A 25,009-nucleotide genomic window follows, 5' to 3' on the forward strand; every position below is an offset into this window, starting at 1 on the left:
GCTTTTAGAAGTCGAACGTCATGCCGGTCGTGACAGCGCTCGCCTTGTTGCCGGAGACGACGTTGTTGTTCGCATCGCGACCGCAGACGCCATAGCCGTGGCCACTCACGCCGAGGCAGTAATGCGCGCCGGGACCGTTCCGCAGATAGCTGCCGACCAGGTACCAGGTCGCGAATGGGCTGAAATGATACTTGATGCCAGCCGCATACTGATCGGCACTGCTGTCCAGCGTATTGAGCGCGAAGTCGGCGGACCCGGCGGCTGGCGTAACGGTGTAGGTATTGAAGACGCCGGTGCCGGGCGAGCCGGGTGAGGCATTGGCGTGGGCCCAGGATGCGCTGACGTCCCAGGGGCCGACGGTTTGCGTGGCGCTGACGAAGTAGCCGTCGCGCGAGCGCTCGTTGAAGTCGGCGACGGTATTCTCGCGCCGCATGACCTCGTAGATGCCGTAAAGCTGGAGCGCGCCGATGCCATCGTTGATGCGATATCCGCCGCCGACCTTGGCCGCCCATTCATTGGCGATGCCGACGGAGCCAGGCGGCACGATCAGCACACCGCCATTGCTGAGCGGCGTGACGGCCTCGTCGCTGGTGCGGTTGGTGCCCTCATGCATCTCGTAGGCGGCGATCGCTGTCCACGGTCCCTGATTGTAGGTCAGCGAGGCGCTGTAGAGGTTGCCGTATGAGCCGTCGGTGCAGCCTTCGGGCGCCGATGTGAGCGGGAAGCCGCTGCCGCTGCCGCGCGCGGAGGTGCCGGGGCAGTTGAAATCGCCGAGCGCGAAATCGCTGTTGTCCTTGGCTGTGTTCTGGCCCGGCGAGACCATCAACGTCGCCTGCAGGCCGTTCCAGATCGGAGATTCGTACCAGACGGCATGCGCGGCGCGCCAGTCGAACTCGGCGCGCAGATCGCCGCCGGTATTGCCCATGATCGAGTTGTAATCGCCGAGCGTCGCCGAGAACGGATCGAACTTCGCGGTCGATTTCTTGTAGGGCGTATCCGCCTTGCCGGCCTTGATCGTGCCCCACGGTGTTTCCAACCCCATGAAGCTGTCGCGCGTGCCGAGTGCGGCGCGCTCGGTCGGGGTCGCTGCAACTTCGACCAGCGATTCAAACTGCGCCACGGCCGCCCAGCCGGGGAAGCCATACGGTTCGAGATTGTGACGCGCGCGGACGCCAAAATAGGTGAGGTTGCTGGCGACGCCGAATTTTGTGCCCTGATCGAACACGCCGGCGTTGAACACGTCGCCCGACAGATCGACGTGGCCGTAGAGCGTGACGGTCGTGTTGTCGACGAAGGCATTGGTGCCCGGCGCCTTGGTGTAGAGCGGCGCGCCGCCGATGCTGACGACGGCATGCTCGGGGGCCGGTGCGGGCGAGGGCGCGACGGCGGCGTGCTGGACCGGATTGCCCTTGGGCGGCACGGCCGCAGCGGCAGGCTCGGGAGCGCGGCTCGAGATGTGGTTGACGCGATCGCGGAGTTGCGCGTTCTCCTTGGCGAGCTTCGCATTGTTTCGTTCGAGTGCATCGAGACGCGCCAGAACGTCATCGAGCGTCGCCGCGTGGACCGGCTGTTGCGCGAGGGCCAGGCAAATCGCCGCGCCCGCGGTTCCTGCAAGTAGTCGCTTCTTCATGTGATCTCCCCTTTGCCAATCGCCTCAGCGGAGTGCCGAGGGCCGCAAAAGTGGAGGGACGGTAATGTATACCAAATGCCAAATACCTGAACGTAATGAGAACCGAAAACATCGTCACGTAATGTGACAAAAATGGTACTATAATACTATTGCGCTGCATCAATTTGTCGCATCGGCTGAAGGGAATAACTTGAATGGTTACAATTAAATATCTGCATATATTGATATAATTAAATCGGCTCGATTGGTCGGTAAAACTGAAGAGTTATGTTGCGGCGCCGAGCTGATGTCGATCAGTTGGAATAAAAAATACCAGCGCTCGATGAATTTCCCGCGATGTGGAAATCAATGACTGTCCTCAGGACCATGGGTCGTTGCCGGCCGCGAGGCGCTCGACCATGTCCTGCAAGAACTGCGGAGGGCCGAACGCGTGCCATTCGCCGTCCTGCTGCAGCAGCAGTGGCCGTCGTGCCGCCGCGCTGAAGGATTCGAGCCACGCGCGCGCCTTCGCCTTGGGGCGCGCCCCGACCGGGACCGCCACATCGACGGCGATGCCGCGCCAGCGGAAGTTTGCTGGCAGGAAGATCACGTCGGAGCGGTCGGGACGCATCCAATCGGGCAGCGGGCTGGTCGGAGCAAGCCAGCCGCAGACGAATTCACGGCACGGATCGACCGGACGCTCCGCGTAGATCGAGCAGCGGCCGCCGGCGCTGAACGAGCAGGGCCGCCCGGGATAGACGTCGTGGTCGCGAACCCTGATCTTCAGCCAGCCGTCGCAGCAGGCGGTGCATTGTCCGCATCGCCTGGCGGCTGCATCTGGTTGTTCGCCCATCAGGCAAGTCTACGCGGCACGCGGATGAATCAGAAGAGCGGATCATGATCGCGGCCGACGTGAGCGCTGGGCTCGCGAGGCGATCTATCGTCCGCTCAGCTTCACGCCAAGCCGTCCGGCCAGTTCCTGGGTGAACTGCCAGGCGACGCGTCCCGAGCGCGAGCCGCGGGTGGTCGACCATTCCAGCGCCTCGCGCTCCAATTCGTCGGCGTCGATCCCGATGCCGAAATGATCGCAATAGCCCTTCACCATCGCCAGGTACTCGTCCTGGCTGCAGCGGTGGAAGCCGAGCCACAGCCCGAAACGGTCAGACAGCGAGACCTTCTCCTCGACGGCTTCGCCCGGGTTGATCGCGGTCGAGCGTTCGTTCTCGATCATCTCGCGCGCCAGCAGATGGCGCCGGTTCGATGTCGCGTAGAGGATGACGTTGTCGGGGCGGCCCTCGATGCCGCCTTCCAGCACCGCCTTCAGCGACTTGTAGGAGGCGTCGTTGCCGTCGAACGACAGGTCGTCGCAGAACACGATGAAGCGGAATGGCGAATCGCGCAGCACCTCCATCAGGGCGGGCAGGCTCTCGATGTCCTCGCGATGGATCTCGATCAGCTTCAGCCGGTCGGCCGGCTTGCGGTCGGCGTTGAGGGTGGCATGAGCCGCCTTCACCAGCGATGACTTGCCCATGCCGCGCGCGCCCCAGAGCAGCGCATTGTTGGCAGGGAGCCCGTTGGCGAAGCGCTCGGTGTTTTCCATCAGGATGTCGCGCATCCGGTCGACACCCTTGAGCAAGCCGATCTCGACGCGGCTGACGCGCGGCACGGGCGACAGGCGTCCGTCCGGATGCCATATGAAGGCGTCGGCTGAGCCGAACGACCCTGCGGGATTCGGGGCCGGGGAGGCGGCGGCGAGATGGCCGGCGATGGTCTCGAGCGCAGTTGCGATCCGCTCGGCGGTCGCGCCATCGAGCGCCTTTGCCGGTCGTTTTGTCGCGGCGTTGGAAGAGGCCTTGGCTGCGGCCTTGGACGTGGTTTTGCTGGTTGTTTTCTTGGCTTTTTTCGGCATTTTTCCAGTTCCTGACGGCGCAGCCTTATCGGGCTGGCGGTCCTCCCGCAAGCGTCCTAAATGAGGGTCTGTTAACGTTGCAATTGGGACCGCGGCCGCTATAGTCCGCGCGAATTTGTCCGGACCGCCATACCGCCCGAGGGACCACCTGGGTGTAGCCGGTTCTTCCCCGTCCTACCCGAGGATTTGTCCGAATGCTGATTACTCCTGCGTTTGCCCAGGCTGCTGGAGCCGGTGGCGATGCCAACAGCATGTTGATGTCGCTGCTGCCGTTCGCGCTGATCTTCGTCATCATGTATTTCCTGATTCTGCGCCCGCAGCAGAAGAAGGTGCGCGACCACGCCGACCTCGTGAAGAACATCCGCCGCGGCGACACCGTCGTGACCAATGGCGGCCTGGTCGGCAAGGTCACCAAGGTGGTCGACGACGACCAGATCGAATTCGAAATCTCCGAAGGCGTTCGCGTTCGCCAGATGCGGCAGATGATTTCGGGCGTGCGCGCCAAGGGCGAGCCGGCGAAGGGCGACGCCAAGGACGAGGCGTCCGCGAGCTGATCGCCGCGTCGCCTATTTAGGAATCTGACAGGTCAAGTCGATGTTGTATTTCACACGGTGGAAGGCGCTGGCGATCATTCTGACGGCGCTGGTGGTCTGCCTGTGCGCCGTTCCGAACTTCTTCCCGGAAGCCAAGGTCAAGACCTGGCCGGCCTGGGCGCAGCGGCGCATGGTCCTCGGGCTCGACCTGCAGGGCGGCTCGTATCTGCTGCTCGAGGTCGATTCCAACTACGTGAAGAAGGAGAAGCTCGACCAGGTCCGCGACGACGTGCGGCGGGTGTTGCGCGAAGCCAAGATCGGCTACACCGGCCTCAATTCGCGCAACGACGCGGTCGAGGTGCGTATCTCCAAGGACACCGAGCAGGCCACCGCGCTGTCGAAGCTGCGCGAGCTGTCGCAGCCGCTCGGCGGACTGCTCGGCTCTAACGGCCAGCGCAGCCTCGAGGTCACGGATGCCGGCGGCGGCCTGATCCGGTTGACCGTGCCGCCGGCCGCGATCACCGAGCGCATCCGCCAGACGATCGAGCAGTCGATCCAGATCGTCGAGCGCCGCGTCAACGAACTCGGCACCGTCGAGCCGGTGATCCAGCGGCAGGGCACCGACCGCATCCTGGTGCAGGTGCCCGGCCTGCAGGACCCGACGCGCCTGAAGGAGCTGCTCGGCAAGACGGCGAAGATGGAATTCCGGATGGTCGATACGACGGTATCGCCGGACCAGGCCCAGCAGGGCCGCCTGCCGCCGGAGTCCGAACTCTTGATGAGCGCGTCGCCGCCGCCCGTGCCTTACGTGGTCAAGAAGCAGGTCCTGGTCTCCGGCGCCGAGTTGTCCGATGCACAGCCCGGTTTCGACCAGCGCACCGGCGAGCCGATCGTCAGCTTCAAATTCAACACGACAGGCGCGCGCAAATTTGCCCAGGCGACCAGCGAGAATGTCGGCCAGCCCTTCGCCATCGTACTCGACAACAAGGTGATCTCCGCGCCCGTGATCCGTGAGCCGATCACCGGCGGCCAGGGCCAGATTTCCGGCAGCTTCACCGTGCAGTCGGCCAATGATCTGGCGATCCTGATGCGTGCCGGCGCGCTGCCGGCGCCGCTGACCGTGATCGAGGAGCGCACCGTCGGTCCGGGCCTGGGCCAGGATTCGATCGAGAAGGGCGAGCTTGCCGCCTATGTCGGCTCGATCCTGGTCATCGTGTTCATGCTGGTCACCTACCGGCTGTTCGGCGTGTTCGCCAACATCGCGGTCGCCGTCAACGTCGCGATGATCTTCGGCCTGCTGTCGCTGCTCAACGCCACGCTGACGCTGCCGGGCATTGCCGGCATCGTGCTCACGGTCGGTATCGCCGTCGACTCCAACGTGCTGATCTATGAGCGCATCCGCGAGGAGCTGCGCGGCGGGCGCAACGCGATCTCGGCGATCGACGCCGGCTTCAAGCGCGCGCTGGCGACCATCCTCGATTCCAACATCACCACCTTCATCGCTGCCGCGGTGCTGTTCTATATCGGCACCGGACCGGTGCGCGGCTTTGCCGTGACGCTTGGCATCGGCATCATTACCACGGTTTTTACCGCCTTCACCATGACGCGACTGATCGTCGCCGGGTGGGTGTGGTGGAAGCGGCCGCAAACCGTGCCGATCTGAGAGGCCTGTTGTGACCCATTACGTTCTGATTGGCCTTGGCATCCTGATTGTCATCCTGACCGTCGTGTCGGTGTATGGCCTGTTGCCGTCGTTGCGCATCGTGCCTGACGATACGCATTTCGACTTCACGCGCTTCCGCCGCATCAGCTTCCCGATCTCGGCGCTGCTCTCGATCCTCGCGATCACCCTGTTCTTCACCCACGGCCTGAATTTCGGCATCGACTTCAAGGGCGGCACGCTGCTGGAGGTCAGGGCCAAGTCCGGCACCGCCGACATCGCCGGGATGCGCACAACATTGAATGCCCTTGGTCTCGGCGAAGTGCAGTTGCAGCAGTTCGGTGGTCCGGCCGAGGTCTTGATCCGGGTCGCCGAGCAGCCCGGCGGCGATGCCGCGCAGCAGGAGGCGGTGTCGAAGGTTCGCGGCGCGCTGGGTGAGTCCGTCGACTATCGCCGCGTCGAGGTGGTCGGCCCGCGCGTTTCCGGCGAGCTGCTGGCCTTCGGCATGCTTGGCCTGATGCTGGCGATCGTAGGCATCCTGATCTATCTCTGGTTCCGATTCGAGTGGCAGTTCGCGCTCGGTGCCATGATTGCAAACGTCCACGACATCGTGCTGACGATCGGCTTCATGTCGATCTCCCAGGTCGATTTCGACCTCACCAGCATCGCGGCGCTGTTGACGATTCTCGGCTATTCGCTCAACGACACGGTCGTCATCTACGACCGTATCCGCGAAATGCTGCGGCGCTACAAGAAGATGCCGATGCCGCAGCTTTTGAACGAATCGATCAACTCGACGCTCTCGCGCTCGATTGTCACCCACGTCACGGTGACGCTGGCGCTGCTCGCGCTGCTGTTGTTCGGCGGCCAGGCGATCCACAGCTTCACGGCCGTGATGATGTTCGGCGTCGTGCTGGTCGGCACCTACACCTCGATCTTCATCGCCGCGCCGATCCTGATCTATCTCGGCGTTCACACCACGCGGGGCGAGGCGCAGGAGGCGCCGGCCAAAAAGCCGGACGCGGCAGCCAGGAAGTAACCGATCATGGCCAATCCCTCGGACGCTCCCCATCTTCCGAGGTCGGCGCCGATCGAAGCCTACGGCAAGGGAGGCTTCGCATTCGCCGATATGTCGCATCGCGGCTCGCTGTTATGCCTGCCCGATGCCATCTGGGCCTGGCCGGTGACGCGGCCGCAGGAGATTGACCAATATTCGCTCGATCGGGTGTTCGCGTCAGCGAACGCGATCGATACGCTGATCGTCGGCACCGGCAACGAGGTGTGGGTGCCGCCGAAGGGCCTGCGCGAGGCTTTGCGGGCGGTGCGGGTCGTACTTGATGCGATGCAGACCGGCCCTGCGATCCGCACCTACAACGTCATGCTGGGCGAGCGGCGGCGTGTGGCGGCGGCACTGATCGCGGTGCCATGAGCACGACGGAAGCACCGAAGGATGGCGCGGCTTTCTGCGCCGATCTGGTGCGGACCCATGATTTCGTGCGCTATGCGTCGACCTTGTTCATGCCGGGTCCGGAACGCCGCGTCCTGCTGTCGATCTACGCCTTCAACGTCGAGATATCGCGCGTCCGCGAGCAGGTCAGCCAGCCGCTGCCCGGCGAGATGCGGCTGCAATGGTGGACCGACACGCTGGCCGGAGCGGAGCATGGCGGCGTCGAAGGCAACCCGGTCGCCTCGGAGCTGCTGCATACGATCAATCGTCACGGTCTGCCGGTCGAGCCGCTCGCGCGCCTGATCGAGGAACATCAGTTCGATCTCTACAATGACCCGATGCCGTCGATGGCCGCGCTCGAGGGCTATCTCGACGCGACGGCTGCGGCGCTGTTCTCGTTCGCAGCGCGCGCGGTGGCGCGGCCCTCGGGGGAGATTGACCATCTGGCGCGGCATGCCGGCCTCGCGCAAGGCATGGCGCAGGTGATCGCGACGCTAGGGCGGGATGCCTCGCGGCAGCAATTGTTCCTGCCGCTTCAGCTCCTCCAGCAGCATGGCAGCAGCAAGGAAGAGGTCTTCGCCGGCAAGCCGACGCCGAAGATCCGTGCGGCGATCGATCAGCTCGCAGGCGAGGCGCAGGGGCATCTCAAGGCGGCATTTGAGCTGCTTGCGGATGTGCCGTCCGAGGTGAGGCCGATCTTCCTGCCGCTCGCGCATGTTCGACGCGAGCTGCACCGCGCGGCGAGGGCAGACGTTGATCCGTTCCTTCCAGTAGCGGCCTCTCGCCTGCGCATCCTGTGGACGCTATGGCGCGCTGCGCGCAGCAGGGAATTCGGCGGGTAAACAAGTATCTTGAGATCCGTTCACGTCCGCTGCTTCGGAATGTGTTTGGTAAAGATCCGGATGGTCGCACCCTTGACCATCGATCCGCTGTCGTAAAGGTCGGAGGCGATCTGCTCGATGGCGTCGCGCAGCCCGACGAACTGTCCCTGCCGCGCAATGCTCGGTGTTCCCCGCGTGCCGGCCAGTTCGTCCATCGCGGCATCGCTGATCTGGCATTCGACGGTTTGATCGCCGTCCAGCATGGTAAAACCGAACGCCATCCGTTCGGGATCATATCCGCCGATGCGGCCACGCATGAGTGGCATCGAACATGTTCCTTGAGCGTCCCCCGGGACAAGAGTGGGGTTTTGGGAGGCGTTTGTCGAGGGTCGAGGGGTGTCCTGTTCTCGGGCGAGCAAGCCAACGCGCAATGACTATTCATCGCGCCTCAGCGGGCGAGCTTGTCCATCTCGGCCACTTCGAAATTGAAGCGGTCGCGCAGATTCTTGCGCTGTTCGAGGATATCCTTGAGGAATTCGCGATCGGCGTCGCTGCGCATCATCGGTTCGATCAGATCGATCTGGTTCATCGCCACGAGCTGCAGGATCTCGGTACGCGGCTTGCCCGCAGCGTCGCGCGGCAAGGCATGGACTACCTGGATGTGTTCGGGCGGCTTGATGCCCTTGGCCGCGGCGAGCTCGTTGCGCAGCGTCTTTTCCAACGCAGCCTGGTCGGCTTCGACGAAGGCATAGAGACCGACGCCGACGCGGCGGTCGGCGAAGGCGACGATCGCGGTGTCGCGCACATCGGGATTGCGGCGGATCAGGTCGACGAGCACGGGCGCATCATTGACCAGCCGCCGTCCGCCGCCTTCGCGGTCGGTGAAATTGAACAGCCCCCGCGTGATCGCCTGATAGACCTTCTTGCCGGTCTTGAGCCAGATGCTGGCGAACGCCGACTTCCTGGCGAGCACCTTGCGTTCCATCGGCGTCAGGGCTTCCGGCGCGTAGCTGCGCTTGTGCTTCAGCAGATGCCGCAGGTCCTCATAGGCGGCGATGCGGAACAGACGGCTGCGGCGCTTGAAGCAGGCCGCGAGCTGGAAGTCGGTGAGGTAGGCGCGGCCGTCGCGTCCGACCAGCCAGTTCTGCTCCTTGGCGAGATCGTTGTGACAGATGCCGGCGCGGTGCAGCTTGCGCAGCGCAAGCTTTGCCGACCGGAAGTAGGCGACGTCGCCATGCGGCTTCGCCAGATGCAGCGCCACGCCATCGATGAACCCGCGCACCAATGCGCGCTTGCCGGCCCACAGCAGCCTGGGGCCGACCTCCAGATCGCGTGCCAGGGTCAGCGCACGCCGCTCGCGCGAGAACAAATGGAGCGCCAGGGCGAATGACCAGAACGGCACCTGATCGAGCCGGCGCAGCACGCCCTCGACTTCGCCGTCATCGGCGCGGAAGCGGCCGCGCTCGACGGTGGAGAACACGTCGCGCTTGAGCAGGACGCCCTGGCTCCATCGCGCCGACAGCGTGGCAGCGTCGTCGTTCGGCAAGCTCATGGTTCTCAAGCCGCAGCCGCAACGCGCAGGTGATCTGCGATCCAGTGATCGAGGTCGGCGAGCGCCCGCGAGCTCATCGCCTGCTTCTTGGCGACCGTCTTCTCGTTGCCACGCAGCCGCGAGCCATCCGGCTTCTTCGTCGGCGGATTGGTGAGCGGCGGGAACAGACCGAAATTGACGTTCATCGGCTGGAACGAGCGCGGCCCGGCCTCGATGGTCTCGATATGGCCGCCGGTGATGTGGCCGAGCAGTGCGCCCAGCGCTGTCGTGGGCGGCGGCGGCGTCAGTGACAGGCCGCGCGCGTCGGCGGCGGCGCAAAGCCCCGCGATCAGCCCGACGCTCGCGGATTCGACGTAACCCTCGCAGCCGGTCATCTGCCCGGCGAAGCGCAGCCGCCGCTGCGCGCGCAGGCGCAATTGGGCGTCCAGCAGTTTTGGCGAGTTCAGGAACGTGTTGCGATGCAGGCCGCCCAGACGGGCGAACTCGGCCTTCTCCAGGCCCGGGATGGTGCGGAAGACGCGCTGCTGGGCGCCGTGCTTCAGCTTGGTCTGGAAGCCGACGATGTTGTAGAGCGTGCCGAGCTTGTTGTCCTGTCGCAGCTGCACGATGGCATAGGGCTTCACCGTCGGATTGTGCGGATTGGTCAATCCGACCGGCTTCATCGGCCCGTGCCGCAGCGTTTCGTGACCGCGCTCGGCCATCACCTCGACCGGCAGGCAGCCGTCGAAATAGGGCGTGTTGGTCTCCCAGTCCTTGAAGTCGACCTTCTCGCCGTCGAGCAGCGCAGCAACGAAGGCGTCATACTGATCCTTCGTCATCGGGCAATTGATGTAGTCGGCGCCGGTGCCGCCGGGACCGACCTTGTCGTAGCGCGACTGGAACCAGGCCACCGACATGTCGATGGAGTCCCTGTGGACGATCGGCGCGATCGCATCGAAGAACGCCAGTGCGCTCTCGTCCGTGAGCTGCCGGATCGCATCCGCGAGCGGCGCCGATGTGAGAGGGCCGGTCGCGACGATCACGTTACTCCAGTCCGCGGGCGGCAGGCCGGCGACTTCCTCGCGGCTGATCTCGATCAGCGGATGTTCGTTCAACGCTTTCGTGACGGCGGCCGAGAAGCCGTCACGGTCGACCGCCAGCGCGCCGCCGGCTGGCACCTGATTGCCATCGGCCGCCCGCATGACCAGCGAGCCGAGCCGCCGCATTTCCGCATGCAGCAGACCGACTGCGTTGTTGGCGGCATCGTCGGAGCGGAAGGAGTTCGAGCAGACCAGTTCGGCGCAGCCTTCGGTCCGGTGCGCTTCGGTCATCCGATGGGGACGCATCTCGTGCAGCACGACGCGGATGCCGGAATTGGCGACCTGCCAGGCGGCTTCCGAGCCGGCGAGCCCCGCGCCCACGATGTGCACGGGTTGGGAAGAGGAGTGATGCGGTGTCATGGCGCAGCGTTAGCGCGTTTTGATCCCGCATGCATCTGAAACTGAACCAAAAACGATAACGCCCGCTGAAGCAGCGGGCGTTATCCGTTCATTAGATGGCCGATGAGCGATCAGGCGTTGTAGGTGCCGGCCGCAACACGCGGAATGTCCGAGCGATCAAGGCCGATATCGGCCAGTTCGCGATCGCTGAGCTGGGACAGTTCGCTGACGTTGCGCTGGTAATCCCGGAAAGCCTGGATCATGCGGATGAGCGAGAGCAGCATTTGTAGTCTCCTAGTAGTTCCGATTCAGCCCTTCAACGGCCTCATCGTTGGAGTGAATATAGATGGGATTTTGCAGTGCAGAAGTTCCGATGTTGCGGTGCAGCTAAGACCAAAATGCATAACGGAGGTAAGGTCTGCTTAACCGTTTGGCGCGCGTTGAGGACGGCGACAGGCCATAGTTCCACAAGGCCGTTCGCTTGAGAAATAACTCTCGTACAATCATGCGTTTGATTGAATTTATATGCCGGTAATCCGGATCACAAGGTGGTAACCTGAGACCGAGAAATCAAGGAAGCCCATGCCGCTGCTTAGGCTGTGGACTGATCTTCTTCCATGCACGATTCGCATGCAATCGATCCCATTTGAATGGATTTCGGATTCATAATATGAGCTAGCCCGGACTATGCGGTCGACACCGCGCGTGAGGACGGTTGGACTGACCCGCACCTGGTTTGACTCTGCTTCAGCGACTGCCTGGTCCCCTCGCCAAGGCGCAGCGAGGGGGGACCGCGACGCTCCGGGCGAACGAAACGCAGCCGAGTCGCATCAGCCGCGGCGTCAGGGGAGATGGACGTCGCCCGGCCGGCCCTATCGCTCTGGCTGCATTCGTCGGTGCTGCAACTGCGAACTCTGTTGATCCGAACATGCACCGCAGTATGTGCGCGCGACGCGCGATTCCTTACCGGGACGTAATGAAAATGCGACGAAACGCAGACGGGAGCTGCGCGCAGCGCTCATCACAATCGTATCGCGTGAAGTTCATTCTGATCGTTGCGGGGAACAGCGAATAATCGTTCCGCAGATTCCGCAATAACGCTGGGTTCTGCCTAAGAACAAAAGATGGAAAATCCCATGATCAAAACACTGATCGGTGCAGCCACCATGGTGGCCGTTGCTTACGCCGTTGCTCCTGCCCAGGCGGCCCATATGGGCGGCACGGGCTGCAGCGGCGCAAACATGACCAAGACCGAAACCGCGGTCGAAGCCATGGCGGACAACGACGTCAAATTCGGGGCGGAGAAGGAAATCTCGCTCGCGCAGGATGCGATGCTGAACGGCAAGATGGGTGCCTGCGGCATGCACCTCGGCAAGGCTGCGCACGCCGCCATGGCGAAGTAAGCTTTTGATCATTGCGACAGGGGCCGGTCGCCTGGGGCGATCGGCCTTTTGATTTGTCTTCTGTTCACGCGCTTTCGTGACGTGAGCCGGTGCCCGCTTCGCTCGCTAAGGCGCGTGGGCGAGCTGGCTGGCGAAATAGCCGACGGTCCTGGTGTAGACCTCGCTCTTGTTCCACTGCTGCAGCACCGCGAAATTCTCGCTGCCGGGCTCCCAGTCCTTGCCTTTCTTCCACCCGTAGCTTTTCAGGAAGTTTGCGGTCGAGGCCAGCACGTCTGGCACGTTGTGCAGCAGATCGCGCTTGCCGTTGCCGTCGAAGTCGACCGCGAACTTGATGTAGGATGATGGCATGAACTGGGTCTGGCCGATCTCGCCGGCCCAGGCGCCGCGCATCTCCTGCGGCGCCAGATCGCCGCGCTCGATGATGCGCAGCGCATCCATCATCTCGGACTTGAACATGTCGGATCGGCGGCAGTCATAGGCGAGGGTGGCCAGCGACCGCATGGTCGGAAACTTGCCGGTGTTGACGCCGAAATCGGTCTCCAGCCCCCAGATCGCGACCAGGATCTCGCCGGGCACGCCGTAGGCGTCCTCGATCCGCGACAGCACCGAGCCGTATTGCTTCATCATGTTGGATCCGCGGAGCATGCGCGGCGGCACCATCCGGCCGGAGAACTGCTCAAAAGTCTGGCTGAACACCTGCTGTGAATGATCACGCGCCAGGATCGCCTTGTCCTGGGTGACGCCGGCAAGGCCGGCCTGGATCGCGTTTTGCGAGATGCCCTTGGCGACGGCTTCCTTCTTGAAGTCGTCGAGCCAGGCCTCGAACGAGCCTGTCCCGCAAGGGGTTGCCAGCGCGGATGCGGTCGATGCGAGCAGCCACGTGCCAACGACGAGCGTGCGATAGGTCAAACGAGAGGTCATATGGCCGTTCACTCCAGAAGCCGACGATGCCATCGACATTGGTCGCGGACACGGCGCGTATGATCTCGGCAACAGCGGCCAAAACAAGGCTGGTGTCCGCAACATGATTGCTACAGCGTTGCAAATGCCGCGCCATTCAAAGCGACTCGACCGGATCGAACAAGCCCAAACGGCAGACCGCCGGCCGAGTTTCGGCCGGCGGTCGGTCATGCATCCCGGCTTGAGCGCGACCCGGCGTTACCCGCGATCGCTGCGCCGCCAGGGGAACAGGTTGGCGGGGAAATCGGCAGCGGGCTTGCGCTGGTGCGGTTCGGGAATGACCGGGCGTGCGTTGGGATCCTTGACGATGACCTCGCGATAGAGATGCCAAGTCGCATGGCCGAGCAGCGGGATCACGACCGCAAGGCCGAGGAAGAACGGAATCGTTCCCAAGACCAGCAACGCCGCGACGATGAGACCCCAGGCCGCCATCGGCACCGGGTTCTGCGCGACGACGCGGATCGAGGTTGCCATCGCTTCGCCGGCGGTCGCATGGCGGTCCAGCATCATCGGGAAAGCAACGACGCTGATGCACAGCGCCACCAGCGCGAACAGGAAGCCGACGCTGCAGCCGACCACGATCAGCCACCAGCCCTGCGAGGTGGTCAGGATCTGTCCCGCGAAATCGGGAATGTCGGCGGCGATCGCGTAGCCGAAGGCCGCGGTGTAGATCGCCTGCGCGGTCGCGATCCAGGTCACGAACAATGCGAACAGCAACGTGCCGACCCCGAGCATGGCGCCGAATGACGGCGAGCGGAATACCTCCAGGGCATCCCATGCGGTGGCTTGCCCGCCATCCTCCCGGCGGCGGCTCATCTCGTAGAGGCCGATTGCGGCAAACGGGCCGAGCAGGGCAAAGCCCGCGGCCAACGGAAACAGCAGGGGCAGCACGGAATAGCCGTGCACCGTGCGTGCGAGCACCAGGCCGAGCACGGGATAGATCAGACACAGGATGATGGCGTGGCTTGGCACTGCCTTGAAGTCCTCCCAGCCGAGGCGCAGCGCATGGTGCAAATCGGACAGGCCGATGGTGCGGATGATGGGCGCAGATACGGCGCCGTGTCCGCCCTGCGTCGCCGATGTGACATTGCCTTGATATGGAGTGGCCATGGTCGTTGTCTCTCTCTGGACGGCCGCATCTTGCGCCCGGCACACGGGCACAAGCGTGCCGTCTCTCGAAGCGATCACGAGCAGACCAGACGCGAAGGACGATGCACGGACCTGGCCATGTCGCGAACTGAACACTCAAGGTACGCCCAAACCGGGAGAAATGCACGCACTCACGCTCAAGTGAATGTCGCATTGGCAAGCTATGGAGGGGGCGGTACACTTTATGTGCGACCGCGGCCGGATGCGCCAGCGCCGTCCGGCCTTCATACCATCTCGAGTCCAGTGGGAGTGAGCGATGAGCATTTTCGGAAAAATCATGAGCGCGATCTTCGGCGGCAGCGCGAGCGCCACGCCTGCCGGCGGAGCAGCCACGAGTTCGGCTCCCGCCGCCGGATCCGCGGCCCCCGCCGCCGGATCGTCCTCCGGCAGCGCATCGTCGTCGGCTCCCGCGGCCGCGCCCGTGCAGACGGTTGATGTCGCTCCCATCCTCGACGCTGCGGTCGCGGCGAAGAAGGAGAAGCTGGAGTGGCGGACCTCGATCGTCGATCTGATGAAGGCGCTCGACATCGACTCCAGCCTCTCCGCGCGCAAGGAGCTCGCCCATGAACTCGGCTACGCCGGCGACACCAACGATTCCGCCAGCATGAACATCTGGCTGCACAAGCAGGTGATGGCCAAGCTCGCTGCCAACGGCGGCAAGCTGCCTGCCGATATCAAGCACTGATCGATCCCCCGCGGATGGGACCAGGGCCCGCGCCGGCGCGGGCTCTTTTTTATGGCTCGGCGAACATCTATAGATCGGCGAATAACGAGGTGAACGCCCAGGAGAATGCCGATGACTGATCTCGATCGCCGGACCATGCTGACGACCGGCGCTTTGGCGCTCGCGAGCGCAGCGGCGCAATCCGCGCCGGCAGCGGCACAGGCCGCGCCGAAAGCGATGTTTCCGGTCCCGGTCACTACGATCCCGATCGTCGGCGAGAGCGAGGTATTCCAGGTCCGCCGGATCTACTGCATCGGCCGCAACTATGCCGCCCACGCGATCGAGCGCGGCTCCGATCCGACCCGCGAGCCGCCGTTCTTCTTCCAGAAGCCGACCGACGCGATCCAGAACGTCGCGGTCGGAACGGTCGCCGACCATCCCTATCCGTCGCTGACCAGGAACTATCATCACGAGGTCGAGCTGGTCGCGGCGCTGAAATCCGGCGGCACCAACATTCCGGCCGAGGCTGCGCTCGACCACGTCTATGGCTACGCGCTCGGCCTCGACATGACCCGGCGCGATCTGCAGAACGGCATGGCGGCCGAGAAGAAGCCGTGGGAGATCGGCAAGAGCTTCGACCATGCCGCGGTGCTCGGACCGATCCATCCGGCTGATAAGACCGGCCATTTCAAGGCGGGCGCGATCTCGCTCGCGGTCAACGGCACGGTGCGGCAGAGCTCGGACCTGAAGAACATGATCTGGAGCGTCGCCGAGCAGATCGCAAGGCTCTCGGAGGCGTTCGAGCTCAAGGCCGGCGACATCATCTATTCGGGCACACCCGAGAATGTCGGCCCCGTGGTCAGGGGCGACGTGCTGCTCTGCAAGCTCGACGGACTGCCCGATATGTCGATCCGGATCGTCTGACGGCGAGGGCCTCAGCCGGCAAGGTCCGCATACTCCGGATGCTTGTGCAGGTAATCCACCACGAAGCCGCAGCCGGCGATCACCTTGTGGCCGTCGGCACGGATCAGCTCCAGCGCTCCCCTGACCAGCTCCGAGGCGATGCCCCGGCCGCGCAGGGCGCGCGGTGTCTCGGTATGGGTGATGATGACCGACGACGGCGTCAGCCGGTAATTGGCAAAGGCGACGCCGCCCTCGGTGTCGAGCTCGAAACGCTGCTGAGCCTTGTTGTCGCGGACGGCGGCCATCGCAAAATCCCGGTTGATTCAACTCGGCTGATCTAAGCGCGAGAACCCGTCTGTGCAAATCATGACCGACCCGCCGCGCGGTCACCGCATTGCACACACGAGGCCTTGCAGCCCGATACGGTTCGATTAGGCTTTACCCCGGACATACGCTCCTGATGCGGCCCGATGGTCGTTTGACATCGCGTGTGGTTGGCGGCCGCCGACGTATGCCTCTTTTTGGGAGGAGGTTCGTCATGTCGGACAATCGTATCTTCGGCACGCACCGCACCTGGGAGGACTGGTTCGGCATGCTGCTCGGTGTGCTGATCATGGTCTCGCCCTGGTTTCCGCTGCAGGTGGATGACGCCATCGACGTCGAGCGCACCCACCTGATCCTCAACAGCTTCGTGGTCGGCATGCTGGTGCTGGGCATTGCCCAGCTCGAATATGTCGCGCTGCACCGCTGGGAGGAGGTGGCGGGCATCCTGCTCGGCCTCTGGCTGGTCGCATCGCCCTTCGTGCTCGGCTATTCCGCCGACCAGATGCTGCGGCTGTGGCATATCGCGCTCGGCGGGCTCGTCGCCATCATGGGGGCGCTGGCGCTCTGGCAGGACTGGAACCTGAGCGAGCAGGAACTGGCCAAGCACTCGCAATAGCTCACACTCGCGCGACGGCAGGACCAAACGCCGGCGCAGGGCCGCCTGGTGCGGGCCTTGCGGGGGGCTGCGGCTTGGCGATAAACCAGACCTCGTGATCCCCCTTGCGGCGCTTGAAGACGCCCGGTTCTGACCGAGGAAGCAGCTGATGACCGTCCTGACCGTGCCCGAAATGTCGTGCGTCGTGGCGGGGCGGCAATGAGCGGTGCAGCAGCGCCGCACGGCGGCATCGCGCGGGTGTCGCGCCGGGTGATGAACCTTGCCCACATCCTGACCCAGAACGCCCGCCGGTACGCCGACCGTCCCGGCTTCATCTGGAATGAGAAGGTCTGGTCGTGGCGCCATATCGACCAGAACGTCTCGGCGCTGGCGGCGGCGCTCGCCGCGCGCGGCATCGTCAAGGGCGACCGCATCCTGGTCCATTCCAAGAACTGCGACGAGATGTTCTGGTCGATGTTCGCGGCGTTCCGGCTCGGTGCGGTCTGGGTGCCCACGAATTTCCGCCTGATGCCCGATGAGGTCGCCTGGCTCGCGGCCGCTTCCGGCGCCAAGGCGTTCCTCTGCCACGGCGATTTTCCCGATCACGCCAGGGCCGCGGCCAATCCCGCGCTCGAATTCGTCTGGCGGATCGGCGAACAGGGGACGCTCGGCGAAGCCACGGTCGGCGACGCCATCGCCAAACATTCGGGCGCCGAGGTCGAGAACGTTGCCGTCAACTATGACGATCCCTGCTGGTTCTTCTTCACCTCGGGCACGACCGGCCGCTCCAAGGCCGCAGTGCTGACCCACGGCCAGATGGCCTTCGTGATCACTAACCATCTCGCCGACCTGATGCCCGGCACCACCGAGGACGACGCCTCGCTGGTGGTGGCGCCCCTGTCGCACGGCGCCGGCGTCCACCAGCTGGTGCAGTGCGCGCGCGGCGTGCCGACCATCCTGCTGCCGTCGGAAAAATTCGACATCGCGGAAGCCTTCCGGCTGATCGCAAGGCACCGTGTCAGCAACATGTTCACGGTGCCGACCATCCTGAAGATGATGGTCGAGCATCCCGCCGCCGACCAGCACGATCATTCCTCGCTGCGCTACATCATCTATGCGGGGGCGCCGATGTATCGCGAGGACCAGAAGGCCGCGCTGAGGAAGCTCGGCAGTGTGCTCGTGCAGTATTTCGGGCTCGGCGAGGTCACCGGCAACATCACCGTGCTGCCGCCCGCCCTGCACGATCCCGAAGACGGCCCTCATGCGCGGATCGGCACCTGCGGCTTCGAGCGAACCGGCATGCAGGTCTCGATCCAGGGCGACGACGGCCGCGAGCTGAAGGCGCTCGAGACCGGCGAGATCTGCGTGATCGGCCCGGGCGTGTTCGCCGGCTATTACGACAACCCCGAGGCCAATGCGAAGGCGTTCCGCGACGGCTGGTTTCGCACCGGCGATCTCGGCCACATGGACGAGGAGGGCTTTGTCTACATCACCGGCCGCGCCTCCGACATGTACATCTCCGGCGGCTCCAACATCTATCCGCGCGAGATCGAGGAGAAGATCCTGACCCATCCGGCAGTGGGCGAGGTCGCAGTCCTCGGCGTGCCCGATCCCTTCTGGGGCGAGGTCGGCGTTGCCGTCTGTGTCGCGTGCGAGGGCGCCGACGCGGTCTCCGAGGCCGAGCTTGCGGCATATCTCGCGCCGAAGGTGCCGCGCTACAAGATGCCGAAGCGGTTCTTCTTCTGGGAGGCGCTGCCGAAGTCCGGCTACGGCAAGGTGCCGAAGCGGCTGGTCCGTGACGAGCTCGAGGCGCGCGGGCTGCTCGAGGTCATCGCCGGATCGAGCGCCGGCTAGCGCCATGCGCAGCATCGACCAGCCCGGCGCTCCGGTCCCCGAGCGCATCCAGTGGGTCGCGGCGCGCGGCCGCGCCTTTTCATTCACGCTGGAAGCGGGCATCCCCTTGCTCGAAGCCGTGCACCGCGGCTTTGCGGCGGAGGGGTTTTCCGGCGGCGTGCTGAACGCGAAGGGTGGGGCGCTCGGACCGTTCGCCTATGTGATGCCGGCGCTGTCGAGAGACGGCGCCAACGCTGCGTTCTACAGCGACACCTTCCGGCCCGCCGGCGTGACACGGCTGAAGCTCGCGGCGCTGACCTTTGGTCAGCGCGACGGCGCGCCGTTTTTTCACTGCCACGGCTTGTGGACCGAGGCCGACGGCCGCGTCAATGGCGGCCACATGCTGCCGGAAGAAACCGTGGTCGCCGAACCGTTCGAGGTCGATGCCTTCGGGATCGACGGCGCGAACTTCCTCGCCGAGGCCGACAGCGAGACCAGGTTCAAGCTGTTCGGCCCGGTCGCAAGTCGGCCGACGGGAGCGAAGACCACGCGCCACGCCTTCGCGCTACGGCTGCGGCCGAACCAGGATTTCGCAGGCAGCCTGGAGGGCTTCTGCCGCCGGCACGGCATTCTCCGCGCGCGGCTGCACGGCGGCGTCGGCTCGACGATCGGCGCCGTGTTCAGCGACGGGCACAGCGTGGTGCCGTTCGCGACCGAGCTCGCGGTCACTGCGGGCGAGGTCGCCCCGGACGCCAATCGCCGCGTGCGCGCCAGCCTGGACGTCGCGCTGGTCGACTATCTCGGTGGCATCGCGGAGGGGCACCTGGTGCGCGGCGACAATCCGGTGCTGATGACGATGGAGCTGGTGCTCGAGGTGCTGGAGGAAGCGGAGCAGCCGTAGAGCGGCGTGCTCTCTCCCGCCGTCGTTTGTCGGGACGATGCGGGAAGTGTCAGATTCAACTGTCAAACAGCTCGCCGGTGTCGTCATCCGCGCATGCGGCTGATCCGGTATTCCAGAGGCGGCTGTGCTTGAGCCGAGAGGCCGCGGAGTACTTGATCGCACGGTCGAGTCGGGCGATGACACGAGGATGAGGACGCGGTTTCGCGCTCTCGCGACATGATTGTCCGAGTCCTGCATCTCGTTTCGCCGCTCTGTGAGCAGAGGGCGCAGGGAAAGCCGGGTGCCGATCGCACCCATGGGCCCCGTGCAATGTAGCAAGCACGGGGGTAGGACCACAGGTGTAACCGGGAACAACCCGGCTTTCCCTGCGCGATGGGTTACGGCTTATACGTGCTCTCCCCGGCGAGACTGGGCTCTTTTGTCACCGTCATCAGCACGTCTTGCTGATGAGACACCTGCCACTAGGGCGTCAGGCCTGCACGACTTCGCCGTCCGCCTCACGCGCACTCGTCCTTTGCGCAATCGGCGTCCACCGCATCCCACCACAACGTTCATGACGATCGCGAAGCGCCCCTCGATCGGGTGAGACGGAAACTCTATACACCGATTTGTCGTGCTGATAAACCGAAATATTTCTGCCGAAGTCCCTTGCGTCGTCGGGCAAATCAGTGGCAGGGGGCTGAGGCATCCTAGCCTCGCACGACGCGATACACACAGGCGTGTCCGTCGACGCCGCGAAGCGGTGCATCGAAACCGACGACCTTGTGGCCAGCGAGAAGCGGACCGACGCCCGGCGCCGAGTAGAGCGCTTCCGACAGGCAAATCTCGCCGGCGCCGGCCAGCGACTGCACGCGCGCTGCGACATTCACTGTCTGGCCGAAATAGTCGAGGTTCTCATTCAGCGTGACCGCTATGGACGGGCCACAATGTGCGCCGATCTTGAGAATGAACCCGGGCCCGGTGTGCTCCGCATTATAGCGCTCGATTTGTCCGAGAATGTCCAGCGCCGCCGCAACGGCATCCGATGGCCGCGAGAACACGGCCATCACGGCATCGCCGATCGTCTTGACGATTGCACCGGCGTGTTCCTGCACGGTCGCCCCCAACAGCGCGAAGTGTTCGCGCACCTGCGCGTAAGCGTTGAGATCGCCGAGCCGCTCGTACATTGCGGTGGAGCCTTTCAGGTCGGTGAAAAGCAGCGTGACCTGCCGGATGCCGAGGCCCTCTTTCTCGTCGACGCGCTCGGACCGGAACAGGCGCCGGAAGGTTTGCCGGGCCAGCAGCATCCCGCCGGACATGTAGGGATCGAAGTCGAGTACCGGCTTGACCGCCTGCGCCACAATCTCGGGTGGCCAGTTGATCATCAGCAACGAACCGCGCGTGCCGCTGGTGTTTTCCACCTCGACGATGACGTGGCCCGGCGGCACCGTGGCGAGCGAAGGTGAAAAGTGCCGCCCGTCATAGCGAACCCTCAAGCGCGTCGGCTCGCTCGCGACCTCGCCCACGACAGGCACTGCGAATCCGGCCTGGGTCTGGACGTTGACGCCAGCGAGCGCGCCGGGACCAAGCTCGGCCGGCAGCGTGGTAACCGTATCCGACGGCAGGAAAGACAGGCCTCGCACCAGCCCCTGCAGCACCTCGAGAAAACGGACCTGCTGGCCGGGTAACCGGGCGTCATTCAGGAAGCGGGCCTTCCAATGAAAATCCTCGACCGAGAGTGAGCCGGGATCGTGGAATGGCAAGCGCCTGAGCTGGGGCGATATCGTGAAGGTCACTTCTATGAAGTCGTCGAGGTCGGTGTCGCCGGACACGTCGCACAGGCCGCACACATAATGCGTCTTCAAGGTCCGCAGCGCGCCGAAACTGTCGAGCACCATTCCGGATTGCGGGCAGACGACATCCCAGCTCATGTCGAACAGCCCGCTTCGCGTCGCGTGAAGAAACAGATCGATGCTTTCGGCCTCGGCAAGGCCGCGGTCGCGTGCAAAGGCAAGCGGATTGACACGATAGATGGAAAGGTCGTCGCCGCTGCGGATCAGCGTTTCGAACTTGGAGATGACCCGCGGGCTCCAGGACCGGGCACGCTCGATCTCGGTCATCTTGGTTTCGAGCAGCCGTTCCTCAATAGCGTCCATGGTGAGACCTATGACGTCATCTGCTGACCAGATATCAAAGCACGGCGCATTTCTACATGTTCGCTACAAATGCTGCCGGCGTTACGGCAAGAAGACGCAGGGCAGGAATTATTGCGATGCAGCACACAGGTCGTCCGTATCGGCACAGACAAATTCCCGGCTCTCATCGAACTTCGAGATGAGCGGTCTGTCAAAAGCGGCGATGGCGGCGAACTGAGCGATATCCGCTCCGCGCCGACGAACCGACAGCCAGGATGCTCGAAGGGACCGCCAGCTATGGGCCGACAACAGGCTCGGCGTGTGCCTTCGGGCCCGGTCGCCTCGTCACTCCGCCACGCCTGCGGACGCCGCCGCAAGCAACGGCCGCGCGCGCAGTTCGGGTTCGATCAGCGCCTGATAGCGCGAAGGCTCGGCGCGCTCGATGGCCGCGATATCGGGCGCGGCACCATTGCGCCAGCCGACATAGGCATCGCTGGCTTCGATACCCATTGCTTCGGCAACGAGCTGAACCCAGTTCCTGACCCTGATGTTGTCGCGACCGTCGAGCGCTGCGAATTCGCGATGGCATGGATGAAAGATCGTACACACGGTGTCGGCGCGGTTTGCGATCGCCGCTGACCAGGTCTCGCCCATCACCGCCTTCAGCGTGCCTGGCACGGCGGCAATGCCACTGCACATGTGGCCGGGAACCGCAGGTCCTTCGATCAGTTCGAGCCCCGGTATTCGCAGCAGCATGCTGGCGATGCGATCGTTGATCGGGACGTGGGTCGAGAAACCGAGATGCCGGTGCAGCAGCACGCGGCGCGGCACTGGAACGGTCAACAATGGCGCCAGCCGATCGATTGACGCGACGAGCAATTCGGAAATGTGGGTGATATCGAATGCAACCGCATTGCCCGGCGCCATGATGTCGGACATGTGCATGTGGCACGAGGCACACCAGGTAACGACAGTGCCGCGACCATCCTTCGTGGCAGCTTCATTGAAGCGGCTGACGGTCCGGCCCGCCATGTTGCTCGCCCCCTGCGGCTGATGATCGTGGGCGGTGCCGCAGCAGTAGGCCGGCCCGCCGGCGGCGCGGACATCGTAGCCTGCGCGTTCCAGCAGCATGATTGACAGCCGGATCATTTCGGCGTGGCGGAGCATGTTGCAGCCGAACCAGAACGTGACGCGATTGTCGCTCACAGCCATGTGTCAAGCTCCTCATCGCTGAGCTGCAGTCGTGCGAACGTCTTGATGCGCGGGAAATACGACGGATCCTGCCTGGCCGGAAGCTGCCGCGTCTCGTTGATCGCGCGTTGCCTGGCGATCCGCACCAGCAGCATGGCATCAAGCCCCGCAGCCTTCTGCGGGCAGGCATCGACGCACTGGCCGCTCTTGGTACAGGCGCCGACCCAGGCCACCGTCTCTTCCGGAGCGGCGTCACCGCTCGCCAGCCGGCGCAACCCACCGGTGACGATCGCGGGATCCGCACCACGCAAATTGACGTAGTCGACCATCGGACAGGCGTTGAAGCATGCCCCGCATTCCGTGCACAAGGCGGCAAGCTCCGGGCCGGACTGCCTCAGGAAAGCTTCGGTGCTTTGGGCGCGCGCTGGAGGAAGCCTGGTCATGTCACGGGCAGGGTGCGCCCTCGTCCCTTTTCGGTCAAGCAAGCCGCCGTCGTGGCGGCGGACCCGCCGGGGGTTCGTCGAGACGGCACGCGAGGAGTGAGGGGGCCGGGAGCGGAGGGGCGGATTGGGCCACCCTACGCTAGCCATTCGTGCTACACTTCGAGCGGAACAACCAATACTGGGAGGACGCGATGCATCATAACTTGGTGCCCAGTGACCGCGTCGAGCATGTCAACGTCTACGGCAGCAACGGCACGAAGCTCGGATCGATCGAGCGGCTCATGCTGGACAAGGTGACCGGAACGGTCGCCTACGCCGTGATCAAGACCGGCGGGGTGCTGAGTACCCACCACCATTACCCGATCAGGTGGACCGCGCTCAGATACGATCCGGTCCGTCAGGCCTATGAGGCCGAGGCGACACTGGAAGAGCTGCAGACGGGCCCGTGCGAATTCGACGGCGACGAGTTCGATTGGGGTGATCGTTCGCAGTCGTACAAGCACCCGAACTACTGGGCGGTGTAGGGGTAGCAAGGTCCGGGGGCGGGGCCGCGTCCGCCGTGGCTTACCGAGCCGACGGCGGAAGCCGTCCTTCCCCATGCTGGTCGCGGGTGGGTGCTTCGGGAACGCAGGCTACGCCTGCGCCTCGGCAAAGGCGCGCAACTTCAGAAAGAAGTCCTTCAGGATCGCGTTCCGGTCAATGTAGGTCACGTAGCGGATCGGATGCCGCCGGTGATCGACGCTCCATGTCATCTGGCCGGTCAGGACGGGAGCAGGAGCGATCACGCTCGGCGCCCAAGCCGGATTGAGCAGCCAGCCGACCGCCGCCATGTCCCAGATCTCCTTCGCCCAGCCAATGTGATCGGACGAATACGCCTTGAAGCGCTGTGCCAGGAACGCACCGATGCGGCCATGCGGTTCGACATGGCGCTCGATCTCAGGCACGGTGGAGTGCAGGCGCGAGGTGACGCCGAGGCACGGTACCAGCACCAGCGGCACGCCGCTGTCGAGCAGGACCTGGGCGCCGCCGACATCCTGCCTGAGATTGAACTCGGCCGTGTCAGGCCATTCCAGTGCATGGCCGCCGAGCCACACCACCACCACGCGATCGATGATGTCGGGCGCCTTGAGCAGCGCCGAGGCGACGTTGCTGATGGCCGCGATGGCAACGATGTAGAGCGGATGGTCCGGCGATCCGGCCCGGGCGCGCGCAATCAGGTCATCGACCGCATCAGCGTCGCGGGCCTGCTTCCCGGGCCCGACATAGTCGGTGACGCCGCGATGCACCAGCCCTTCGGGTGAAACGTTCAGGCGCTCCAGCAGGCGCAGGATCTCCTGATAGCTCAGCTCCATGCCGTGGCCCGGACTATCCGCGCGCTTGTTGAAGAACGGCGCGGCGTAGATCGCCTCCACATCAAAGCGATCCCGCGACAGCAGCATCTGGACGATCGCGAACTGGTCGTCGATCTCGTTGTAGGTGTCGGTGTCGAGCACGACGCGCACCTTGCCGCCAGGCGGTGCCAGCAGTTTCAGGCGGGCGGCGTCCGTGATGGGCATTGTCTTCACCTCGAGCAGCGTTCG

The 25,009-nt window shown here is 64.4% G+C and carries 26 protein-coding genes; 12 read left to right on the forward strand and 14 right to left on the reverse strand.

Translation table 11 applies throughout. The annotated features are described in order from the left end of the window. Positions 1-4 precede the first annotated feature (4 nt). From JQ586_RS13690 to JQ586_RS13700, 3 genes are all read right to left on the reverse strand, one after another. Positions 5-1,630 (reverse strand): porin, encoded by a 1,626-nt coding sequence (locus tag JQ586_RS13690; protein ID WP_212395096.1) that lies wholly within the window; start codon positions 1,628-1,630, stop codon positions 5-7. Between the two features lie 358 nt (positions 1,631-1,988). Further along, on the reverse strand, positions 1,989-2,462 hold the full coding sequence (locus tag JQ586_RS13695; protein WP_212395097.1) for a hypothetical protein: 474 nt from the start codon (positions 2,460-2,462) through the stop codon (positions 1,989-1,991). Between the two features lie 84 nt (positions 2,463-2,546). After that, positions 2,547-3,518 carry an ATP-binding protein gene (locus JQ586_RS13700; RefSeq protein WP_212395098.1) on the reverse strand — a complete coding sequence of 324 codons (972 nt, stop codon included), beginning with the start codon at positions 3,516-3,518 and terminating at the stop codon, positions 2,547-2,549. A gap of 194 nt (positions 3,519-3,712) precedes the next feature. Between JQ586_RS13700 and yajC the strand changes: the two genes are divergently transcribed. From yajC to JQ586_RS13725, 5 genes are read left to right on the forward strand one after another with little or no spacing between them, the layout of a single operon-like run. Beyond that, a complete protein-coding gene (gene yajC / locus JQ586_RS13705; RefSeq protein ID WP_212395099.1) occupies positions 3,713-4,072 on the forward strand; it encodes a preprotein translocase subunit YajC in 360 nt (119 codons plus the stop codon). Positions 4,073-4,112: 40 nt separating this feature from the next. After that, positions 4,113-5,714, forward strand: a complete 1,602-nt coding sequence (gene secD, locus JQ586_RS13710; RefSeq protein WP_212395100.1) for a protein translocase subunit SecD — start codon at positions 4,113-4,115, stop codon at positions 5,712-5,714. Positions 5,715-5,724: 10 nt separating this feature from the next. Continuing rightward, on the forward strand, positions 5,725-6,750 hold the full coding sequence (gene secF, locus JQ586_RS13715) for a protein translocase subunit SecF (protein ID WP_212395101.1): 1,026 nt from the start codon (positions 5,725-5,727) through the stop codon (positions 6,748-6,750). A gap of 6 nt (positions 6,751-6,756) precedes the next feature. Then, positions 6,757-7,140, forward strand: coding sequence for an Mth938-like domain-containing protein (locus JQ586_RS13720; protein WP_212395102.1), 384 nt, complete (start codon positions 6,757-6,759; stop codon positions 7,138-7,140). Next, entirely contained in the window at positions 7,137-8,000 is an 864-nt protein-coding gene (locus JQ586_RS13725; protein WP_212395103.1) for a phytoene/squalene synthase family protein, read from the forward strand. The genes JQ586_RS13720 and JQ586_RS13725 overlap by 4 nt, the downstream gene beginning before the upstream one ends. Positions 8,001-8,020: 20 nt before the next feature. On the opposite strand, the gene JQ586_RS13730 is transcribed toward JQ586_RS13725, so the two are convergent. The 4 genes from JQ586_RS13730 to JQ586_RS13745 all read right to left on the reverse strand — a co-directional run bounded on the left by JQ586_RS13730 (position 8,021) and on the right by JQ586_RS13745 (position 11,233). Next, a complete protein-coding gene (locus JQ586_RS13730) occupies positions 8,021-8,296 on the reverse strand; it encodes a DUF1488 family protein (protein ID WP_249147549.1) in 276 nt (91 codons plus the stop codon). Positions 8,297-8,427: 131 nt separating this feature from the next. Continuing rightward, positions 8,428-9,531, reverse strand: a complete 1,104-nt coding sequence (locus JQ586_RS13735) for a serine/threonine protein kinase (protein WP_212395105.1) — start codon at positions 9,529-9,531, stop codon at positions 8,428-8,430. Between the two features lie 5 nt (positions 9,532-9,536). Then, a complete protein-coding gene (gene trmFO, locus JQ586_RS13740) occupies positions 9,537-10,970 on the reverse strand; it encodes a methylenetetrahydrofolate--tRNA-(uracil(54)-C(5))-methyltransferase (FADH(2)-oxidizing) TrmFO (protein ID WP_212395106.1) in 1,434 nt (477 codons plus the stop codon). 110 nt (positions 10,971-11,080) lie between these two features. Next, positions 11,081-11,233: a DUF1127 domain-containing protein gene (locus JQ586_RS13745; protein ID WP_212395107.1), complete on the reverse strand. Its 153-nt coding sequence runs from the start codon at positions 11,231-11,233 to the stop codon at positions 11,081-11,083. An 852-nt stretch (positions 11,234-12,085) separates the two neighbouring features. On the opposite strand from JQ586_RS13745, the gene JQ586_RS13750 reads away from it, so the two are divergent. Beyond that, positions 12,086-12,352 (forward strand): hypothetical protein, encoded by a 267-nt coding sequence (locus JQ586_RS13750; RefSeq protein ID WP_249147550.1) that lies wholly within the window; start codon positions 12,086-12,088, stop codon positions 12,350-12,352. Positions 12,353-12,457: 105 nt separating this feature from the next. Here JQ586_RS13750 and JQ586_RS13755 read toward each other — a convergent pair whose 3' ends face one another. Next, positions 12,458-13,273: a lytic transglycosylase domain-containing protein gene (locus tag JQ586_RS13755; protein ID WP_212395109.1), complete on the reverse strand. Its 816-nt coding sequence runs from the start codon at positions 13,271-13,273 to the stop codon at positions 12,458-12,460. A gap of 237 nt (positions 13,274-13,510) precedes the next feature. Then, positions 13,511-14,422: a DUF2189 domain-containing protein gene (locus tag JQ586_RS13760; protein ID WP_212395110.1), complete on the reverse strand. Its 912-nt coding sequence runs from the start codon at positions 14,420-14,422 to the stop codon at positions 13,511-13,513. A 295-nt stretch (positions 14,423-14,717) separates the two neighbouring features. Here JQ586_RS13760 and JQ586_RS13765 point away from each other — a divergent pair, with 295 nt between their 5' ends. Beyond that, entirely contained in the window at positions 14,718-15,146 is a 429-nt protein-coding gene (locus JQ586_RS13765) for a DUF3597 domain-containing protein (protein WP_212395111.1), read from the forward strand. Between the two features lie 111 nt (positions 15,147-15,257). Further along, a complete protein-coding gene (locus tag JQ586_RS13770) occupies positions 15,258-16,049 on the forward strand; it encodes a fumarylacetoacetate hydrolase family protein (protein ID WP_212395112.1) in 792 nt (263 codons plus the stop codon). Between the two features lie 11 nt (positions 16,050-16,060). Here JQ586_RS13770 and JQ586_RS13775 read toward each other — a convergent pair whose 3' ends face one another. Continuing rightward, a complete protein-coding gene (locus JQ586_RS13775) occupies positions 16,061-16,333 on the reverse strand; it encodes a GNAT family N-acetyltransferase (protein WP_212395113.1) in 273 nt (90 codons plus the stop codon). A 233-nt stretch (positions 16,334-16,566) separates the two neighbouring features. Between JQ586_RS13775 and JQ586_RS13780 the strand changes: the two genes are divergently transcribed. The 3 genes from JQ586_RS13780 (at position 16,567) to JQ586_RS13790 (ending at position 19,681) form a co-directional block, all read left to right on the forward strand. Further along, positions 16,567-16,968, forward strand: a complete 402-nt coding sequence (locus JQ586_RS13780) for an SPW repeat protein (protein WP_212395114.1) — start codon at positions 16,567-16,569, stop codon at positions 16,966-16,968. A 198-nt stretch (positions 16,969-17,166) separates the two neighbouring features. Continuing rightward, positions 17,167-18,801, forward strand: a complete 1,635-nt coding sequence (locus JQ586_RS13785) for an acyl-CoA synthetase (RefSeq protein ID WP_212395115.1) — start codon at positions 17,167-17,169, stop codon at positions 18,799-18,801. Between the two features lie 4 nt (positions 18,802-18,805). After that, positions 18,806-19,681: a PCC domain-containing protein gene (locus JQ586_RS13790; protein ID WP_212395116.1), complete on the forward strand. Its 876-nt coding sequence runs from the start codon at positions 18,806-18,808 to the stop codon at positions 19,679-19,681. A gap of 689 nt (positions 19,682-20,370) precedes the next feature. Here the strand turns inward: JQ586_RS13790 and JQ586_RS13795 are convergent. The 3 genes from JQ586_RS13795 to JQ586_RS13805 all read right to left on the reverse strand — a co-directional run bounded on the left by JQ586_RS13795 (position 20,371) and on the right by JQ586_RS13805 (position 23,576). After that, a complete protein-coding gene (locus JQ586_RS13795) occupies positions 20,371-21,816 on the reverse strand; it encodes an adenylate/guanylate cyclase domain-containing protein (RefSeq protein ID WP_212395117.1) in 1,446 nt (481 codons plus the stop codon). Between the two features lie 324 nt (positions 21,817-22,140). After that, the gene (locus tag JQ586_RS13800; RefSeq protein ID WP_212395118.1) at positions 22,141-23,007 is read right to left on the reverse strand and encodes a (Fe-S)-binding protein; all 867 of its coding nucleotides are present in this window, start codon (positions 23,005-23,007) and stop codon (positions 22,141-22,143) included. Then, positions 22,998-23,576 carry a (Fe-S)-binding protein gene (locus tag JQ586_RS13805; RefSeq protein ID WP_312016962.1) on the reverse strand — a complete coding sequence of 193 codons (579 nt, stop codon included), beginning with the start codon at positions 23,574-23,576 and terminating at the stop codon, positions 22,998-23,000. The genes JQ586_RS13800 and JQ586_RS13805 overlap by 10 nt, the downstream gene beginning before the upstream one ends. A gap of 44 nt (positions 23,577-23,620) precedes the next feature. Here JQ586_RS13805 and JQ586_RS13810 point away from each other — a divergent pair, with 44 nt between their 5' ends. After that, positions 23,621-23,953, forward strand: coding sequence for a PRC-barrel domain-containing protein (locus JQ586_RS13810; protein ID WP_212395120.1), 333 nt, complete (start codon positions 23,621-23,623; stop codon positions 23,951-23,953). A 108-nt stretch (positions 23,954-24,061) separates the two neighbouring features. Here the strand turns inward: JQ586_RS13810 and JQ586_RS13815 are convergent, their stop codons facing one another. Continuing rightward, entirely contained in the window at positions 24,062-24,985 is a 924-nt protein-coding gene (locus tag JQ586_RS13815) for a nucleoside hydrolase (RefSeq protein ID WP_212395121.1), read from the reverse strand. Between the last annotated feature and the right edge of the window lie 24 nt (positions 24,986-25,009).

The sequence above is a fragment of the Bradyrhizobium jicamae genome (assembly GCF_018130215.1).
GTDB classification, from domain to species: Bacteria; Pseudomonadota; Alphaproteobacteria; order Rhizobiales; family Xanthobacteraceae; genus Bradyrhizobium; species Bradyrhizobium jicamae_A.